Source organism: Marinospirillum alkaliphilum DSM 21637 (genome assembly GCF_900119735.1).
In the GTDB taxonomy this organism is placed as follows: Bacteria; Pseudomonadota; Gammaproteobacteria; order Pseudomonadales; family Halomonadaceae; genus Marinospirillum; species Marinospirillum alkaliphilum.
The window spans coordinates 201,462-219,620 of record NZ_FPJW01000003.1; the positions used below are offsets into that span (position 1 = coordinate 201,462).

Sequence of the window (18,159 nt, forward strand, 5' to 3'; positions counted from 1 at the left end):
TAGTCAAGGGAGGCAGGGTTGGAGTCAGGCAGACATAAACTGAAAATTAACCGGCTCCATCAGTTGCGATGAAACCACTTCTGCCACTACCTGCCCAACATAAATCAAGGTTGGGGTTTGCAGTTGTTGTTCCTGCACAGTAGCCAGCATGTCACCCAGGCAACAGCGTATCTGGCGATGTTCCGGCTGGGTGCCTTTTTCCACCAGCAGCACCGGCCAGTCTGCCGGTAAACCATGGTATTGCAGCTGTTTGCTGATCATTTCGACCTGTGCCAGCCCCATGTAAAACACCAGGGTTTCATCCTTGCGAGCCAGATCAGCCCAGTCAATTGGGCGATCATCACAAGACTGGGCGGTGATCAGGCGCAAACGAGGTGCCTTACCACGTTCGGTCAGTGAAAAACCACAGTGTGCAGCACAACCAGCGGCAGCAGTAATACCGGGTACTATCTGCCAGGGAATACCCGCCTGGGACAGTGCCGTGGTTTCTTCGGTCAGGCGACCAAAAATCAGCGGGTCACCCCCCTTCAGACGCACCACCTGCAAGCCCTGACGTGCCAGATCCACCAGCAACTGACAGATCACTGGCTGAGGCATGGAGTGCTGCCCTTTACGCTTGCCGACATAAAGGCGTCGGGCAGTGGCCGGCAATTCCTGCAGCAGGGCATCACTGACCAGCGCATCATAAACCACCACGTCAGCATCCATCAGCAGTCGCCAGCCTTTGCGGGTGATCAGCTCCGGGTCACCAGGTCCGGCACCAACCAGTGCCAGCGATCCGAGTGGGCGTTCAAATTCAGGCCAGGGCAGGGAACCCATGGGACACCTCCGCTTCAATCAGGGATTTTAATTCTGGAATGCAGGAACCACACTTGGTGCCACAACCCAGTTGTTGGCCCAGTTGCTCGACTGAGTCACAACCGGAACGAATGGCAGTACGGATATCCTGTTCATGCACCTGCAGGCAACTGCAGATGCGTGGGCCACTGGCATGACCGGAGTCTGGCTGCATCAGCAGGCGACGGTCGGCAGCACTGAGGCCACTTTTGGCAAACAGTCGGTCCAGTCGAGTTGAATCAGTGAACTGACCTTCAGGATTCACCTGCAGTAACCAGTTCAGTTGTTCGCCATCAAAGCCGGCAGCCTGCAACCCACCAGACTGACCCGGTGTCTGCAACAGCAACTGCGGTGCCTGGCCGAGGTGTCGGCGGCACCAGTCGTTCCAGTCGTGCACCGGTTGATCATTGGCCAGCAGCAGCGCCGTGCAGTGCTCCATGGGGACTTTTGCCCAGTAGCTGGCCCAGTCAGCAGTCCTGCCATCAATCAAGTCACTGATCAATACTCCAATCAAGTCATCCGGGCCCTGTGTCGATTGATGGGGCAGGCGCAGCAGCAGTCGCGCCTGCCACTGGCTGTTGACCGGCTGGATGCTGACTCGCCCCTGTTTGGATTCCGGTTGACCGGAAACCGGATCAACACGCTGCTGAATCAGGCTGTTGCACAGGCCCATACCAGTGAATTGTGCTGTCCAGTGCATGGGCACAAACACCTCACCGGGGCGTTGGCTGTCCCGAATGCGGGTGCGAGCCAGATAAGAGCCTTCCGGATTACTCAGCCTGGCCAGCTGTCCTTCCTTTAACTGCAGTTGCTCGGCATCCTGCGGGTGGATGTCAACAAAGGGTTCGCTCAGGTGTTGCATCAATCTGGGGGCGCGACCCGTGCGAGTCATGGTGTGCCACTGGTCTCTGATGCGCCCGGTGTTCAGCAGCAGCGGCCAGTCAGCACTGGTCTGTTGCTCCGGTTCACGGGCATGCACGGCAACAAAGCGGGCCTTGCCGGATGCAGTGAAAAACTGACCATCCGCAAACAGGCGAGCAGTGCCTAACGGGTGCTGCTGGGTCACCGGCCACTGCACCGGTTGCAACTGGTCGTAGGCTTCATCACTCAACTGGCTTAAGCCGCTGATGTCAAAGCAGCGACTGCCGTTGTTTTCAAAGCCGGAAAGTGTTGCATGTTCACGAAAGATTTCTGCCGGGTGACGGTAGGCAAAAGCAGCACCATGCCCCAGGCGCATTGCCAGCTGGCAGATGATTTCCCAGTCATGGCGTGCTTCACCCGGAGCAGGCAACAACCCCCTCTGACGTGAAATGCGGCGCTCGGAATTGGTCACTGTGCCATTTTTTTCTGACCAGCTGCTGGCCGGAAAAACGATGTCTGCCAGCGCCAGTGTATCGGTGTGTTGCATGGCTTCTGAAACAATCACCAGCTCACAATCAGCCAGTGCCTTGCGGATGCGATTGCTGTCCGGCAGGCTGACCAGTGGGTTGGTTCCGATGATCCAGACGGCCTTGATTTCACCGCGCTCGATGGCTTCAAACAGGGGGATTGTTTTATAACCCTCCTGTTTTGCAATTGCCGGTGCCTGCCAGAAACGAGCAACCCGTGAGATATTCACCGGGTCACTGAAGTCCATGTGGGCTGCCAGTTGATTGGCCAGTCCGCCCACTTCACGGCCACCCATGGCATTAGGTTGACCAGTCAGGGATAGTGGGCAACTGCCGGGTTTGCCAATACGCCCGGTGGCAAGGTGACAGTTGAGGATGGCATTCACCTTGTCGGTGCCGCTGCTGGACTGGTTGATGCCCTGGGAAAAAAGCGTCACGGTGCGGGGTGTTTCGGCAAACCAATCCAGAAACTGCAGCAGTTGCGGGAGTTTCAAGCCGCATCTGGATGCCACCTTTGAAAGGTCAGCTGCTTCTTCCATCGCTGCCAGCAGGGTATGGGTCATTCCTTCGGTATGATCACTGATGAAGGCGTGATCCAGTTTGCCACCTTCTGCCAAATGCACCAGCAGGGCATTAAACAGCAGCGCATCGGTACCGGGACGCAGTTGCAGGTGCAAATCAGCCAGATCACAGGTGGCGGTGCGACGGGGATCAATGACCACCACTTTCATTTCCGGGCGAGCCTGTTTGGCTGCCTGCATGCGTTGATAAAGAATCGGGTGATTCCAGGCAGCATTGGAGCCGACCAACACCAGCAGATCAGCCAGTTCCAGATCTTCATAACAGCCTGGCACTGCATCAGCACCAAAAGCGCGCTTGTGACCCGCCACTGTGGAAGCCATGCACAGGCGTGAGTTGGTATCCACATGGCTGCTGCCGATAAAACCTTTCATCAGTTTGTTGGCAACATAATAGTCTTCGGTCAGCAGCTGACCGGACAGGTACATGGCCAAACTGCCGGGGCCATGTTGCTGCAGTATCCGTTGCAGGCGGGAGGCGGTGGTGTCCAGGGCTGTATTCCAGTCGGTTGACTGTCCATCCACCCGGGGTTGCAGCAGCCGTCCTTCCGGATTGCAGGTTTCCGGCAGGCTGCTGCCCTTGATGCACAGGCGACCATGATTGGCGGGATGGCCAGGGTCACCGGCAACCGCCAACAACTGGCCTCCGCCAGTTCTGGCCCGGATGCCGCAGCCGACGCCACAGTAAGGACAGGTGGTTGTTTGATGAGTCATACCGTGTCTCCAGAAAATCAGTGCAAGGCTTGCTGCAGGTGATCCAGCGTCAGATCCACCAGAGTCAACAGAGACTCGATAGCCAGGGTTGCCTGTTGAAAATAATCACCAGCGCTGATGGTTAGTGGTTGGTCGGTCAGCAACTCCTGTTGAATACAATTCAGCAGGTTGGAGACCTGATGTTCTGCCTGTTGCAGCGGTAACAGGGCTGCAGGTAGATGTTGATCAAACTCGGTTCGCAAGGACCGAAATGCCAGAGTTGAGAGCAGGTGGATCTTTTGGTACAGAAAACGCAGCCGTATGCGTTGTTCTGCACTGTTGTGACCGGCTGCTGCCATGCCAGTCCCCAGGGCTCTGGCTTGGCCGGCCCATTCAGCAGTTTGTAACACTTCATGCCAGATCAGTGGCAACCAGGCCAGATCAGGCTTGTTTTCACTCAGGCGAGTTTCGTAAGCCAGGTCTTCCAGCAGAAAAATGCTGCTACGGATAATCAAGTGATGCTGGGCAAGGTTGTTATTGGCATCCAGGGTTCTGCCTTCACGCAATCGTGACCAGTGATCGGCCAGGTGCCGCCAGGTATCCAGATGCGACCCTGCATCAGTGTTTGTTGCTGTGGCCATCAGGTGATCCAGTTCCGCACGGGTGGTGCGCAGGGGTTCATGCAGGCTGGTGTCGCCGCACAGCAGGCCGTTACTGAGCCCACGGTGGCGCTGAAAACCACCAATTAATTGGCGTAATAACTTCATCTGTTGCAGTAGTTGCAGGTTCTTCTGGTGTAGTTGCTGCTGAATGTGCCGGTGCAGTAGAAAAAGCAGTGGAATGATTGCGACTGGCAGAGCTAGAGCCAGTGTTGGTGCAAGGCTTATCGGAACAGAAATCATGACTGACCTCCTGTCAGTTCAGATAAGTGATGGGCAATGGTGCGGGCCTGACCTGCTGCCTGAAGGTTGCCTTGTTGTCCCTCTCGTACCTGTTCTGCCAGCAAGGCAATTTCAGCGGCAGCCTGGCTTTGTTGCAAGGTGCTGGCTGCGACCTGCACCACCTGGCTGGTCAATTGATGGGTCTGCTGCAAAGCCTGTTGCAGCAAGCGGCAAACCTGGTCTGAACCTTCAGCACTTTGTTCCGCCTGATGACTGAAGGCATTCATCTGTTGTGTAGCGGCTTTAATGTGTTGCTGTACATCATCAATGATCTGTCCGATCTGGCTGGCAGATTCCATGCTGTGACGGGCCAGCAGTCGTACTTCATCTGCTACCACAGCAAAACCTCGGCCGCTTTCTCCGGCACGCGCGGCTTCGATGGCAGCATTCAGGGCCAGCAGGTTGGTCTGGTCGGCCAGCGAGCGGATGGTTGCAGTGACTTCATTGATGGTGCCGGAGCTGTCCAGCAGCTTCTGAATCAGCCCGCGGGTTTGTTGTGCCTGCACAGCCATGTTGCGAATCTGGTCAGCCAGAGTCAGCAGGGCCTGATGCCCGGATGCCAGCTCATCACCGGTTTGCTGACTGGTATTTCTTGAGGTTTCCGCCAGATCCGCCACCTGCAGGATACTGACATTTAACTCTTCTACGGCGGCAGCGGCAGTGCTGGCAGCTTCATTCTGGCGTTCAGCATTACGAGTGACTTGCACTGCGCTTTGTTCCAGCTCACCGGAAGCATGAGAAATTTCATCCAGCTTTTGCTGCAGCAGTTGCTGCTGACGCTGTAAATCAGTCATCTGCAGTTGCAGTTGTTGCTGCAGGGGTTGGAATAGCCTCAGGCGCAGTTTGCCACCTGGCTTGTTGACAGCATTAACACTGCTGACAAGAAACTGCAGGTCTTGTTGTAACAACAACTGGTTGCCGATCCACAGGTAAACAAACGGCAGTAGCATCAACAACGCCTGTGCTGAATAAACCTGGCCTGCATTAATGTACCCGGCAGCCAGGCTGACCAGCAGCAGGCCTGCTTGTAGCAGGAAAAAGCCGGCTGTCCCCAGCCAGCCTTGCAACAAAATGACGGGATAAAAGATCTGCTGCATTTTTCCCTCCGGTGTTCTGCACCACACTTGCCGCGGCTGACGGCCATAAAAAAAGCCCGCAACCCCCTGCCGTGATGGCTGGAGTTGCGGGCAGCTTTGCCCTGGTAACCTGAAAAAAAGGTTTAACCAAAAAACTCTGAATGTCTCGACTTGCCTGCGTTGCAAATCGCATGAATTGTTTAGCAAGAAGAGTGCCATCTCCTGGATTTTTTTGACACGCATCAAAATTTGCTACTGGAACAGGACTTGCAAAGACACTGTTATTGATCGTCTTCAGCAGGAGTCACCTTGTGATGCCCACAGCGCCTTATCCTTCTGCCCAGCAGTTTTTGCTGGCTGCTCGCCAGTGTGAAATTCAGGGGCTGGAACAGCTGGCTCAAACCTGTGAGCTGGTTGGGCATGTCAGTCGTCTGGTGCATGAGCTGCAGCGGGAACGGGGTTTATCGAATGTTTTTCTTGCCTCACAAGGGTGCCGTTATGCACAGCAGCGTGCCGAACAGGTGCAGGAATGCCTGCAGCCAGAGCAGGAGCTACGCCGTTTTTTTGCCAGCCTGAATCTGAAGCAGTGCCAAATGAGTGGGCATGTGCGCCAGTTCAGTCGCATTGCTGCGGTATTGCAGGGGTTGGACGCCTTGCCAGAGCTGCGTCGTTCAGTCATTGAGCAACACCTCACCGCAGCACAGGCCACTCAGGCGTTTATACAATTGATCGGCAGTCTGCTGGCGGTGGTTTTTGAGGCTGCAGATGCCTCGGCGGACCCTGATTTAACGCGTTTGCTGGTGGCCATGTTCAACTTTATGCAGGGCAAGGAACTGGCTGGTCAGGAGCGTGCCTGGGGAGCAAGAGGGTTTGCTGCGGGGCACTTTGAGCTGGAGGATCAGCAGGGACTGCAGTTACTGATTGAAGGGCAGGAACGGTGTTTTGAGCTTTTTGCCGATTTTACTGCAGCGGAAGCACTGGGGCTGTGGCAGCAACTGCTGACAGACAAACCCCACGAAGAATTATTGAAGCTACGTCAAGTGGTTAGCAGATCCCAGGCAGATCAACAGGTGCCCTCTGCGTTCAGTGAAGTTTGGTATGACGTGGCGACTGCCCGTATTGATGCCATGAAAATCATTGAGGACCAGCTGGCAGAAACCCTCAAAACCCGCTCTGAAGAGCGCATCCAGCTGGCTCGCAGAGAGTTGAAAAATCAGCAGCAGTTGTTGCAGCAACTGGATCTGCAATCCAGGCTCACTGAGCCACCGCCATCCTTTTGGGTGGAAGGCCAACTGACCGGTGTCGGGCGATCCCTGTGTGAGCTGGTACAGGCTCAATCACAGCGTTTGCAGCAGATGCAGGATGAGTTACAGGCTGCTCGTCAGGCGCTGAATGAGCGTAAGTTGATTGAAAAGGCCAAGGGGTTATTGATGCAGCATCGTCAGTTGACAGAAGAACAGGCTTGGCGGCAGTTGCGCCAGGCGGCGATGGAGCAGAACCGGCGATTGGTGGATGTGGCAGAACGGGTGATTGGGCTGATCGGTTTGTTGCAGGTTAATAACAAGGATGCAGGCAGTAATAATGCCCAGTGATGTTCCATTTGAATGCTTGCTGCACCGCAATAGTGCTTTTTGTCTCTGAGGTTGTGGCCTGCTGTGAACCGCTGAGGTGGATATGGAAAAACAGTACTGATCTGGCTTACGAGTCGTATTTAAGGTTTATGGCACAGTTTCTGCATTAAGCCATTCAGCAACACACGGCCCATGGGTCGACTGACACTGAAAGTTTTCCGGACAACGGCGTCCACTTCCACCTGCCATGCAGGCCACGGAAGTGACGCCGTTTTTTTATGCATCACAGAGGACAGAGATCATGAGAAAGAATTGGGCAAAAGCACTGCTGTTGACCGGTCTACTGGGTAGCACTCCTTTGCTGGCAATCGGTTTGCCGGAAAAGGAAGACCTCAAATTTGGTTTTATCAAGTTGACGGATATGGCGCCGTTGGCGATAGCTTTTGAAAAGGGTTTTTTTGAGGATGAAGGCCTGTTTGTGGAGCTGGAAGCTCAGTCCAACTGGCGGGTGCTGTTGGATCGGGTGATAGATGGCCAGTTGGATGGTGCACACATGCTGGCTGGCCAGCCTCTGGGTGCCACCATCGGTTTCGGAACCGAAGCCCACATCATCACAGCCTTTACCATGGACTTGAATGGTAATGCCTGCACCTTCTCCAACGAAGTCTGGGAAACCATGAAAGGCAGCCTGCCGAAAGTGGATGGCAAGCCGGTGCATCCGATCAGTGCTGAGCATTTAAAGCCGGTGATTGAGGGTTATCGCAACCGTGGCAGAAACTTCAATCTGGGTATGGTGTTCCCGGTTTCCACCCACAACTATGAATTGCGTTACTGGCTGGCAGCTGGTGGCATTCATCCCGGTTATTACGCACCTCAGCGTGGTGATACTTCTGGCCAGTTGAGTGCAGATGTGCTGATTTCGGTGACACCGCCTCCGCAGATGCCTGCCACCCTCGAGGCTGGAACCATCAGCGGCTACTGTGTGGGTGAACCCTGGAACCAGCAGGCTGTGTTCCGTGGCATCGGTGTGCCCACCATCACCGACTATGACATTCGCAACAATGTGGCCGAGAAGGTGTTTGGTGTCAGCAACAGCTGGGCTGAGCAGTATCCCAATACCCACCTGCGTGTGGTGCGTGCCTTGATTCGTGCTGGCCACTGGCTGGACGCAGAGAACAATGCCAACCGCAAGGAAGCCGCTCGCATCATTTCTGAATCCTACTATGTAGGTGCTGATTATGAAGTGATTGCCAACAGCATGACCGGCATTTTTGAGTTCGAAAAGGGTGATGTGCGTCCGGCTCCTGACTTCAACGTGTTCTTTCGTTATCACGCCACCTACCCCTACTACTCGGATGCCGTTTGGTACCTGACCCAGATGCGTCGTTGGGGACAAATTCCTGAGTACAAACCAGACAGCTGGTATAGCGATATGGCCCGCAAGGTATTCCGTCCAGACATCTACCGCCAGGCTGCAGAGTCCCTGATTGCTGATGGCCTGATGTCAGCAGCAGACTTCCCGGATTTTGCCAAGGAAGACGGTTACCGCTCGGTCGATCACAGCAGCTTTATTGATGGCAAGGTGTTTGATGGCCGTCAGCCAAATGCCTATCTGGAGCAGTTCAGTATTGGTTTAAAAGGCAGACAGGCTCCGTAATATGGCCAGCAGGCTAGAGGTGAAGATCATGACAGCAGTATTACTGAAACTGAAAAGGGCCAACCCGGTTGGCTGGAGTGCTGACCAGTGGCGCAGCCTTGCATCCGGTGTGTTTTTTCCGGCCCTGGGACTGGCACTGTTCCTGCTGGTTTGGCACGCAGGTGCGCAGCAGATTAATACTTCACTGGGTACTTTTCCGGGTCCGGTGCAGGTGCTGGAGCAGTGGAACAATCTGGTGGAGGAGCAGCGCCAGGAAAATGAGCGTCGCCACGCTTTTTATGAGCGGCAGGAACAGCGTAATGCTGAGCTGCTGGCGCGCAATCCCGATGCCGAAATTCGCTGGCGTGAATACCGTGGTCGCCCGACCTTTTTTGATCAGGTGGTCACCAGTTTGGTCACGGTGGTTAGTGGCTTTGTGCTGGCTAGTGCCATCGCCATTCCGCTGGGTATCCTGATTGGCTTGAGCCAGCAGGTCTATCGAGCCATCAACCCACTGATACAGGTGTTCAAACCTGTATCACCTCTGGCCTGGTTGCCACTGGTGACACTGGTGGTCAGTGCGGTTTATGTCAGCAGTGATCCGATGTTTTCACGCTCTTTTCTGGTGTCGATGATCACTGTCACCCTCTGCTCACTGTGGCCCACCCTGATCAACACTTCGGTGGGGGTCAGCAACATCAGTAAGGACTTGCAGAATGTCAGCAAGGTGCTGCGCCTGAACTGGGTCACTCACATTCGTACCATTGTTATTCCTTCCGCCATTCCGATGATGTTCACCGGTCTGCGGCTGAGTCTGGGGATTGCCTGGATGGTGCTGATTGCTGCCGAGATGCTGGCGCAGAACCCTGGGCTTGGCAAATTTGTCTGGGATGAATTCCAGAATGGGTCTTCCGACTCGCTGGGCCGCATTTGTGTGGCGGTGTTGGTGATTGGTGTCATCGGATTCCTGCTGGATCGCAGCATGCTGCTGTTGCAGAGCTGGGTGAACTGGGACAAGAACGCCATCGTGCGTTGAGCAAGGGGAGACAGACATGAATCAGAAACATCTGGAACTGACTCAGGTAGCCATTGAGTTTCCAACCCCACGTGGTCCCTTCTGTGCGCTGCAGAACGTTAATCTGACCATTGCCAAGGGAGAGTTTGTCAGCCTGATCGGACACTCTGGTTGTGGTAAGTCCACGGTGCTGAACATTGTCGCGGGGCTGTACCAGGCAACCACCGGTGGTGTGCTGCTGAATGGTCGTGAAGTAGATGAACCCGGTCCGGAGCGGGCCGTGGTGTTTCAGAACCATTCACTGCTGCCCTGGCTAACCACCTATCAGAACGTGGAGCTGGCCGTAAAGCAGGTGTTCCGTGGTCGCAAGACGCGTGCAGAAATGCGCGAGTGGATTGAGCATAACCTGGAACTGGTGCACATGAGCCATGCCCTGCACAAACGCCCGGATGAAATTTCCGGCGGCATGAAACAGCGGGTGGGCATTGCCCGTGCACTGGCAATGGAACCCCAGGTGCTGCTGATGGATGAACCTTTCGGCGCACTGGATGCCCTGACCCGGGCGCACCTGCAAGACTCGCTGATGGAGATTCAGGCTGACCTGAAAAACACCGTGATCATGATTACTCACGACGTGGATGAGGCAGTGCTGTTATCAGATCGTATTGTGATGATGACCAACGGACCTTCAGCCACCATCGGTGAAATTCTGGAAGTGAAGTTACCAAGACCTCGCAATCGCATTGCCCTGGCGGATAACGCTGAATACAACCATTACCGCCACCAGGTGCTGAGCTTCCTGTACGAAAAACAACGCAAGGTTGAGGAACTGCAGCCTCGCCGTGAAACCGCTGCCAGTGATGCCGGAAAGGATGCATCAGGGGTAGATGAGCCCAAAGCAAGGGCCTGAGGTGAGAACCATGAAAAAACGCTTGTTGATTGTTGGTCATGGCATGGTGAGCCAGCACTTTATTGAACAGTTCCTGGCCACTCCGGCGGCTGCTGAATGGCAGTTGCAGGTATTCGGTGAAGAGCCCCATGCAGCTTATGACCGGGTGCACCTGTCGGAATACTTTGCCAAGGGTGCGGATGAGCTGTTGATGGCTGATCCGGACTTTTATGCCCTGAACGGCGTGGACCTGCACCTGAATGAACAGGTGCTGGCAGTTGACCCTGCATCCCGCTCCATCCGTACCCGTCGGGGTGAATACCCTTATGATCGCCTGGTGCTGGCCACAGGTTCTTATCCTTTTGTGCCGCCGATTGAAGGTCGGGATCTGCCGCACTGTTTTGTGTACCGTACGCTGGATGATCTGGATGCTATCCGCACCAGTGCCACCGGTGCCCGTAGCGGTGTGGTGGTGGGTGGTGGGTTGTTGGGGCTTGAAGCCGCCAATGCCCTGAAAAATCTGGGACTGAATGCTGAAGTGGTGGAGTTTGCGCCTCGCCTGATGCCGGTGCAGCTGGATGATCCAGCCGGTTCCCTGTTGCGCCGCAAGATCGAAGCGCTGGGTGTGCAGGTACACACTGAAAAAGCCACCCGCCTGATCCAGGCCGGTGAACAACAGCGTCTGCGCATGTGTTTTAACGATGACACCTGGCTGGAAACGGACCTGATAGTTTTTTCTGCTGGAATCCGCCCACAGGATCAACTGGCGCGTGAGGCCGGTCTGACACTGGGTGAGCGAGGTGGCATAGCCGTGGATGATCACTGCTGTACCAGTGATGCACTGATTCATGCCATCGGTGAGTGTGCGGTCTGGCAGGATCGACACTTTGGTCTGGTGGCACCCGGTTACAGCATGGCGCGTGCAGCTGTGGCGGCCATTGCCGGGCAGGGGGGTGTGAAGTTCCAGGGTGCCGACATGTCCACCAAGCTCAAACTCCTGGGTGTGGATGTGGGCTCCATTGGTGATGCTCACGCAGCCACACCTGGTGCCCAGTGTTATCGCTTTCATAACGAGCTGGATGGCACCTATGCCAAGCTGGTGGTGGATGCTGACGGCAAACAGCTGCTGGGTGCCATTCTGGTGGGTGATAACGCTGGTTATGACACCCTGCTGCAGTACCATCTGAATGGCCTGGAACTGCCGGAAAACCCGGTCAGCCTGCTGTTGCCTGCCGGTGAAAGTGCTGCCCCGCCCCTGTCCGCTGACCGCTTGCCGGATACCGCCAGCATCTGCTCCTGCCACAATGTGACCAAGGGTGATATCCAGGAGGTCATGAATGACGGTGCCGTGAATCTGGCCGAAGTCAAAGCTGCCACACGAGCTGCAACCGGTTGTGGTGGTTGTGCCGCGATGCTGAAAAGTGTGGTGGAGGCGGAGCTGGAAAAACGCGGTGTGGTGGTGGATCGCTCCCTTTGTGAACACTTTTCCTTTACCCGTCAGGAGCTGTTTCATCTGGTGCGGGTGGAAGGCATTCGTACCTTCGATGAACTCTTGCACAAACACGGCAAGGGTGGCGGTTGTGAAATCTGCAAACCGGCGATTGCCTCCATCCTGGCCAGTTGCTGGAACGAACATGTGCTGGAACCGGCTCATGTGTCACTGCAGGACACCAACGACACCTTCATGGCCAACATGCAGAAAAACGGCACCTACTCAGTGGTACCGCGGATCCCCGGTGGTGAAATCACCCCGGACATGCTGCTGGTGATTGGGCAGGTGGCTAAAAAATACAACCTCTACACCAAAATCACCGGTGGTCAGCGCATTGACCTGTTTGGTGCCACGCTGGATGAATTGCCGCTGATCTGGGAAGAATTGATTGCCGCTGGTTTTGAAACCGGTCACGCCTACGGTAAATCGCTGCGCACGGTGAAATCCTGTGTTGGCAGCACCTGGTGCCGCTACGGTGTGCAGGACAGTGTCAGCATGGCGATTTATCTGGAGAACCGTTACAAGGGGCTGCGTTCACCGCACAAGATCAAGATGGCGGTTTCAGGCTGTACCCGGGAGTGTGCCGAAGCCCAGAGTAAGGATATTGGGGTGATTGCCACTGAAAAAGGCTGGAACCTTTTTGTCTGTGGTAATGGGGGTATGCGGCCACGCCATGCTGACCTGTTTGCCACCGATCTGAATGATGAACAACTGGTACAAGCCATTGATCGGGTGCTGATGTTTTATGTCCGCACCGCAGATCGCTTGCAACGCACTTCGGTGTGGTTGGAAAACCTGGAGGGTGGCCTGGCCTACCTGAAAGAAGTGGTACTGGAGGACAGCCTGGGCATAGGTGCAGAACTGGAAAGCCAGATGCAGCAGGTGGTGGATACCTATCAGTGTGAATGGAAAACTGCCATCAACGACCCGCAGAAGCGCAAGCGTTTCCGCAGTTATGTGAATGCGGCTGAACCACGTCGTGCACACATTCAGATGATTGAGGAGCGGGGGCAGTTGATCCCGGCTCGTGAAGTGGCCGGGGAGGTGGTGTGATGAATGCAACGCATAACCTGACAGAAGCGCGCTGGCACAAGGTTTGCCAGGAAGAAGATCTGGTGGCTCATTCCGGGGTGGCTGTGTTGATTCAGCCAGCTTCTGGAGTGCCACAGTCGGTGGCACTTTTCTGGTTACCTGGTCAGCAGCCAGCACTTTATGCGCTGGCACATCTTGATCCCTTGATTGGTGTCGAAGTGCTGGCCCATGGCCTGTTGTGTGAAAGTGGTGGGGTATGGTCGGTGGCTTCTCCCCTCTACAAACAGCATTTTCAGCTTAAGGATGGTCGTTGTCTGGAGCAGCCGGATACCTGCCTGCAAACCTGGCCGGTGAAGCTGGAAGAAGGGCAGGTCTGGTTGTATTTCTGAGTGGGCAGGACAGGGTTTAAAAAACAGGACAGGTTTTAAAAAGAAGCCTGGTTTTAAACCAACAAGGGCTGGCTCACTGAGCCGGCCCTTGTTGCATTCAGGTCCTGTTCATTCAGACCTTGAAGCGACCAACACGATCCAGCAGGCTCTGTGACATGCGTGTCAGATCCTGGCTGGATGCTGCCATCTGGGTTGACTCTGCAGAGACCTGAGTGGAAAGATCATTCAGGTGCACCACCTGCTGGTTGATGCTGTCCACTGCAGCACTCTGCTCTTCTGATGCTGCAGCAATCTGCTGATTCATGGCCTGGATGGACTGGATTTCCTGCATGATGCCCTGCAGTGCCTGACCTGCTGAAGAGGAAGCTTCCGCTGCCGCTTCCGCCTTGCTGACACCTCCCTGCATGATCTGCACCGCTTGTCCTGCAACTTCCTGCAGCTTTTCAATGATGCTTTGAATCTGAGCCGTGGAGTCCTGGGTGCGTTGTGACAGGGTGCGCACTTCATCCGCTACAACTGCAAAGCCTCGCCCTGCTTCCCCAGCGCGGGCGGCTTCAATGGCTGCGTTCAGTGCCAGTAGGTTGGTTTGTTCGGCAATGCCACGAATGACTTCCAGCACCTTGTCGACATTGCGGCTGTCTTCAGCCAGCTGGTTGATGACTTCACCGGCCTGGTTCATGTCCTGGGCCAGCAGGCGGGCTTCCTCAATATTGCGGTTGATGATCTGTTGGCTGCTGGCTGATGCATTGGTAGCCTGCGCTGATGACTCAGTGGCCTGTACGGTGCGGCTGGTGACTTCTTCCACACTGGCCAGAATTTGCATCATGGCGCTGGCCAGTTCTTCGGCAGCCTGTTTCTGGTCATTGAGGTTCTGATCCATGGATTGCACTGAACCGACCTGCTGTGTTGAAGCTGTTGCCAGGCGATGAGCAACATCTTTGACACTCTGCATGATCTCCTGAATCGAGCTGATGAAGGTATTGAAGTGAGTGGCCAGCTCGGTCAGCTCTCGACTGCCTTGTACCTGCAGGCGCTGTGTCAGGTCACCTTCACCCCGTGACAGGCCTTTCATGGCTTTCACTGTGGCATTGAGCGGTTGAGTGATGCTGCGGATGAAAAAGGCCAGAATCAGTGACAGCAGCACAAGAATGGTGGCGGCAGTGGTCATTGACTGGATTTCGGAAGCACGAATGTCAGCCTGCAGTGCTTCCATGTTCAGACCGGAACCGAGTGTCCACTGCCAGGGGGCAAAGAGTTCGGCATAACTGGTTTTGGGGTCCAGCTGTTCCTTGTTCTGGGCGTTGGGCCACTTGTAGTCAACAAAACCGCCACCATTACGGGCTGCCGTGTACAGGTCACGCACAAAAAATTTACCCGTGGGATCTTTAAGTACAGTGATGTCGCGACCGAGCAGTGCAGTCACTGCGTTGGCAATGGCAATGCCATCCTTGTCACCCACAAAAATATAGTTGCCATTATCAAAGCGCAGTGCGGAAACGGCGGCCAGTGCCTGGCGTTTGGCTTCTTCTTCGGTCAGAGTGCCCTGGCGACTGAGTTCATAATAATGACCGATCAGGTTCTTGGCGCTTTCCACCAGGAAAATCACGCCCTGTTCATAACTGCTGCGTAAACGGTCTCGTGACTTGTGGGCGTCCAGCAGGGTATTTGCCAGAAGGCCAATAGCAAACAACCCAAGGATCATCCAGGCGCGTGTCGCGATGGAGATGCTGTTCAGATTCATGATTCTTCCCCTGATTCCTGATATGGATTCCAATGATTGATAACGGTTGGTTTTAATGGATAGGCCCAGTCATGCATTGTCGGCTTGCCAGCTCGCAGCCTTGTTGATGCAGTGCATGGAGCTTCTGATAGAGGGCCTGTTTCTGCAGCAGAACTGCAGGGGTGACTTCCAGTTCTGTAATAACTTCCGTAATTCCTTGCAGCAGGTTTTCACTGTCTGTTGCCGGAGCCACCGACTCAGCGGGTGCCTGTTGCTGTTGTTGCAAGCGCTTGTTTGCTGCCTTGCGAAAAGTGTTCATGGTTGGCTTTCCAGTTCCAGTTGATAAACATTCACTCGATTCAGTGCACAGTCAGGCAGGTAGATCTGGCCGTTGCGCACATGCATCAGGTAGGGCATCCACAATTGCCCTTTGCTGGCATCAGCACCAAAACCGGCAAAACTGGCGACAAAGGTCCCGTCCGGTCGGAACAGCTTGATGGCTCGGTTGACCAGATCTGAAACCACCAGATGGCCTTGTTCATAAGCAAGGCTGGTGGGCAGCAGGAATTGATCACCCTCGGTGGCATAACCAGGCTGACCAAAGCTGTAAAGCCACTGCCCCCTGGCATCAAAAACCTGAATGCGGTGGTTAAACTGGTCAGTGACATAACAGTGCCCTTGTTCATCCAGGGCCACGTCAGAAGGGGTGTGGAATTGTCCCGGGCCATCACCGGGAGTGCCGAAGGTATCGACCAGCCCGGCAATACCGCTGCGGGTGAGTCGCCAGCGGGCAATGCGGTGGTTGCCGGAGTCAGCAATCAGGATGTCCTGATTCACCGGATCGATGCTGATACCCTGGGGGCTCAGTAATTGCCAGGGCTGGCTGCCACGTGAACCAAACACCCGATAGGGCACCAGCTCATCCAGCAGTGGATGGTACTGGTAAATGGTGACCAGGCTGGTGAGGTAGTTGCAGACAACCAGCAGGGGTTTGTCTGGTGCCAGTTGTCCAGCCAGGCGATGGCGGGTTTTTAAAGTGGTCATGCCCAGTGACCCGGGCACCAGTGGCATGCCAACCGGGCGAGCACCATCCGGGCGAGTGCTGCCACTGGCCTGCAGCTGATAATTACCAGCATCCAGTAGCCACAGCAGATGAGCAGGGTTATCCAGGCGTTCACCCAGCATGATGCGTAGCCAACTTTGTTGCCAGCGCAGTAACCATTCCGTTTGCCAACTGAGACTAAGGCTTAACCAGGAGGGTAGGGCGGGTGTCTGGATGCGGTTGGTGTAGGTCTCCAGTTGCTGCTGGCTGGTGTCCAGCCACTGGCGCACCCAGGGGAAGGGGCTTAAAGGATCATCTGCAGGGTGAGCAGGTGGCTGGCCTGCAGCGGAGGTGACAAAGTGCAACTGCCCAGGTTGATCGCGATCATCCCCTACGCGGTTTAAAACCTGAGTAAAAAGGGCTGCACCACCTTTGACATCATTTAAGCGAACCTGGTGTAGCTGCAAGGAGGCCAGAATAGGCTCAGTGATCAGTAGGGTATCTTTTTCACTGCCAGCGGTAATCTGGATCGGGGCATAAAAACCCTGCAGGCTGCCCTGGCGCCGCCCATTCAGATCATAAACCGCTATGGCATTGGCTGAAGCGCCAGGTACCAGCAGGTGCTGCCGGATACAGGACACATCACGGGCCAGCTCCATGCCTTCCAGATAAGCCTTGCCATTGATGGCAAAAGGCACTGCTTCACCCTGCCAGTTGCAGCGTACCAGGGTATTAAAACCGGTGTTGGCAATGTAGATATTGCCTTGTTGATCCAGTGTCAGCCCCTGCGGCCAAAGCAGTTGCAAGGGTTCGTGGCTGTTGTCCGGGTAACGGATATGACGGATATCCCTGATGAAGTGACCTTCTTCATCCAGTACCACCAGTCGACTTTCACCATCCGCGCCTTCAAAAAACTCATCAGCCACACATAGCTGGCCATCATGGAATACCAGCCCATTGGGGCCTGTCAGGTTAATGGGGGCCTGGTTGCCAAAGGTGAGTAGTGGGGTGATTTCAAGATCAGGTGTGTATTCCAGCAGCTGAATACGCCGGTTGCCCATGTCGGTGACATAAATCCAGGGTTTATCTGGATGCGCCAGCAAGCGAAAGGGCATATTAAATTCGCCAGGCGCGCTTCCCGTTTGCCCGAAGCTGGCCAGCAGGTGTTGCAGGCTGGCATCAAACACCAGTAAGCGATTGTGTGCAGTATCTGCCAGCCAGACACGCCCAAGATGATCCAGGCAACTGCCAACCGGGGTGTTCAGGGAGACTTTACCGGCTGCACGGACAGGAAGGGGTGGCAGTGAATCGTGTGTTTTGCCGATATGCGAAAGATACGAAATCACCTGCTCCTCCTGACCAGTCGATATAACAACCAACGGGAGACATAATAAACCTTAAGAGGTGTCTTGCAGATGACAATAAACCAGTTTTTAACAAAAATACTACATCAGAAATACTTTGTTGCACTACTGGTAAAGCAAAGGCCCCGCAAGCGGGGCCTTAATGCCAGGTTGAAGTGACTAAAAATCAGTCTTCATCTTCATCCAGGCGATGGGTTTCCACTTCAATATCCAGCACATTGCAGGAGCCTGGACGCAGAACCAGCACACCGTATTCTTCAATGTGATCTTCTTCATCTTCCTGGCTACCAACTTCCAGCGACAGGCTGTTGCCTGGCAGGTGCTCTGGGCTCAGTAACAGGGTGGCGGGCAGGCCTTCATCCCAATTGATCTGGATCTCGGCCAGTTCTGGCAGGTCGATGACCTGTCCATCCGGGGTAATGCCCTGCAGACGGGGAAGTTGTGACATGGTGAAAGCTCCTGTAATGGCCGGATGTAAAAGATCAAGCATACACTC

14 protein-coding genes are annotated in these 18,159 nt (G+C 55.0%); 6 read left to right on the forward strand and 8 right to left on the reverse strand.

Going from position 1 to position 18,159, the window contains the following annotated elements:
* Positions 1-24: 24 nt before the first annotated feature.
* Genes cobA through BT114_RS06280 form a run of 4 tightly spaced genes read right to left on the reverse strand, consistent with a single transcriptional unit; the run spans position 25 to position 5,534 of the window.
* Positions 25-819: a uroporphyrinogen-III C-methyltransferase gene (gene cobA / locus BT114_RS06265; protein ID WP_072325492.1), complete on the reverse strand. Its 795-nt coding sequence runs from the start codon at positions 817-819 to the stop codon at positions 25-27.
* The gene (locus BT114_RS06270; RefSeq protein ID WP_072325493.1) at positions 797-3,517 is read right to left on the reverse strand and encodes a nitrate reductase; all 2,721 of its coding nucleotides are present in this window, start codon (positions 3,515-3,517) and stop codon (positions 797-799) included. The genes cobA and BT114_RS06270 overlap by 23 nt, the downstream gene beginning before the upstream one ends.
* Before the next feature lie 17 nt (positions 3,518-3,534).
* Positions 3,535-4,398, reverse strand: a complete 864-nt coding sequence (locus BT114_RS06275; RefSeq protein ID WP_072325494.1) for a nitrate- and nitrite sensing domain-containing protein — start codon at positions 4,396-4,398, stop codon at positions 3,535-3,537.
* Complete coding sequence (locus BT114_RS06280) at positions 4,395-5,534, reverse strand: methyl-accepting chemotaxis protein (RefSeq protein WP_072325495.1); 1,140 nt, start codon at positions 5,532-5,534, stop codon at positions 4,395-4,397. Before BT114_RS06280 ends, BT114_RS06275 begins: the two co-directional genes overlap by 4 nt.
* Positions 5,535-5,827: 293 nt before the next feature.
* On the opposite strand from BT114_RS06280, the gene BT114_RS06285 reads away from it, so the two are divergent.
* From BT114_RS06285 to nirD, 6 genes are all read left to right on the forward strand, one after another.
* Positions 5,828-7,105, forward strand: coding sequence for a nitrate regulatory protein (locus BT114_RS06285; RefSeq protein WP_072325496.1), 1,278 nt, complete (start codon positions 5,828-5,830; stop codon positions 7,103-7,105).
* Between the two features lie 280 nt (positions 7,106-7,385).
* The gene (locus BT114_RS06290) at positions 7,386-8,741 is read left to right on the forward strand and encodes a CmpA/NrtA family ABC transporter substrate-binding protein (RefSeq protein WP_072325610.1); all 1,356 of its coding nucleotides are present in this window, start codon (positions 7,386-7,388) and stop codon (positions 8,739-8,741) included.
* Between the two features lie 28 nt (positions 8,742-8,769).
* Positions 8,770-9,756, forward strand: coding sequence for an ABC transporter permease (locus BT114_RS06295; protein WP_072325611.1), 987 nt, complete (start codon positions 8,770-8,772; stop codon positions 9,754-9,756).
* 16 nt (positions 9,757-9,772) lie between these two features.
* Positions 9,773-10,645 (forward strand): ABC transporter ATP-binding protein, encoded by an 873-nt coding sequence (locus tag BT114_RS06300; RefSeq protein ID WP_072325497.1) that lies wholly within the window; start codon positions 9,773-9,775, stop codon positions 10,643-10,645.
* Positions 10,646-10,655: 10 nt separating this feature from the next.
* On the forward strand, positions 10,656-13,169 hold the full coding sequence (nirB, locus tag BT114_RS06305; RefSeq protein ID WP_072325498.1) for a nitrite reductase large subunit NirB: 2,514 nt from the start codon (positions 10,656-10,658) through the stop codon (positions 13,167-13,169).
* The gene (gene nirD / locus BT114_RS06310) at positions 13,169-13,537 is read left to right on the forward strand and encodes a nitrite reductase small subunit NirD (RefSeq protein WP_072325499.1); all 369 of its coding nucleotides are present in this window, start codon (positions 13,169-13,171) and stop codon (positions 13,535-13,537) included. Before nirB ends, nirD begins: the two co-directional genes overlap by 1 nt.
* Before the next feature lie 112 nt (positions 13,538-13,649).
* Here nirD and BT114_RS06315 read toward each other — a convergent pair whose 3' ends face one another.
* The 4 genes from BT114_RS06315 to BT114_RS06330 all read right to left on the reverse strand — a co-directional run bounded on the left by BT114_RS06315 (position 13,650) and on the right by BT114_RS06330 (position 18,111).
* The gene (locus BT114_RS06315; RefSeq protein ID WP_072325500.1) at positions 13,650-15,278 is read right to left on the reverse strand and encodes a methyl-accepting chemotaxis protein; all 1,629 of its coding nucleotides are present in this window, start codon (positions 15,276-15,278) and stop codon (positions 13,650-13,652) included.
* A gap of 52 nt (positions 15,279-15,330) precedes the next feature.
* Entirely contained in the window at positions 15,331-15,576 is a 246-nt protein-coding gene (locus tag BT114_RS06320) for a hypothetical protein (protein ID WP_072325501.1), read from the reverse strand.
* Positions 15,573-17,645 carry an NHL repeat-containing protein gene (locus tag BT114_RS06325; protein WP_072325502.1) on the reverse strand — a complete coding sequence of 691 codons (2,073 nt, stop codon included), beginning with the start codon at positions 17,643-17,645 and terminating at the stop codon, positions 15,573-15,575. Before BT114_RS06325 ends, BT114_RS06320 begins: the two co-directional genes overlap by 4 nt.
* 184 nt (positions 17,646-17,829) lie before the next feature.
* Positions 17,830-18,111 carry a hypothetical protein gene (locus tag BT114_RS06330; protein ID WP_072325503.1) on the reverse strand — a complete coding sequence of 94 codons (282 nt, stop codon included), beginning with the start codon at positions 18,109-18,111 and terminating at the stop codon, positions 17,830-17,832.
* Positions 18,112-18,159: the final 48 nt, after the last annotated feature.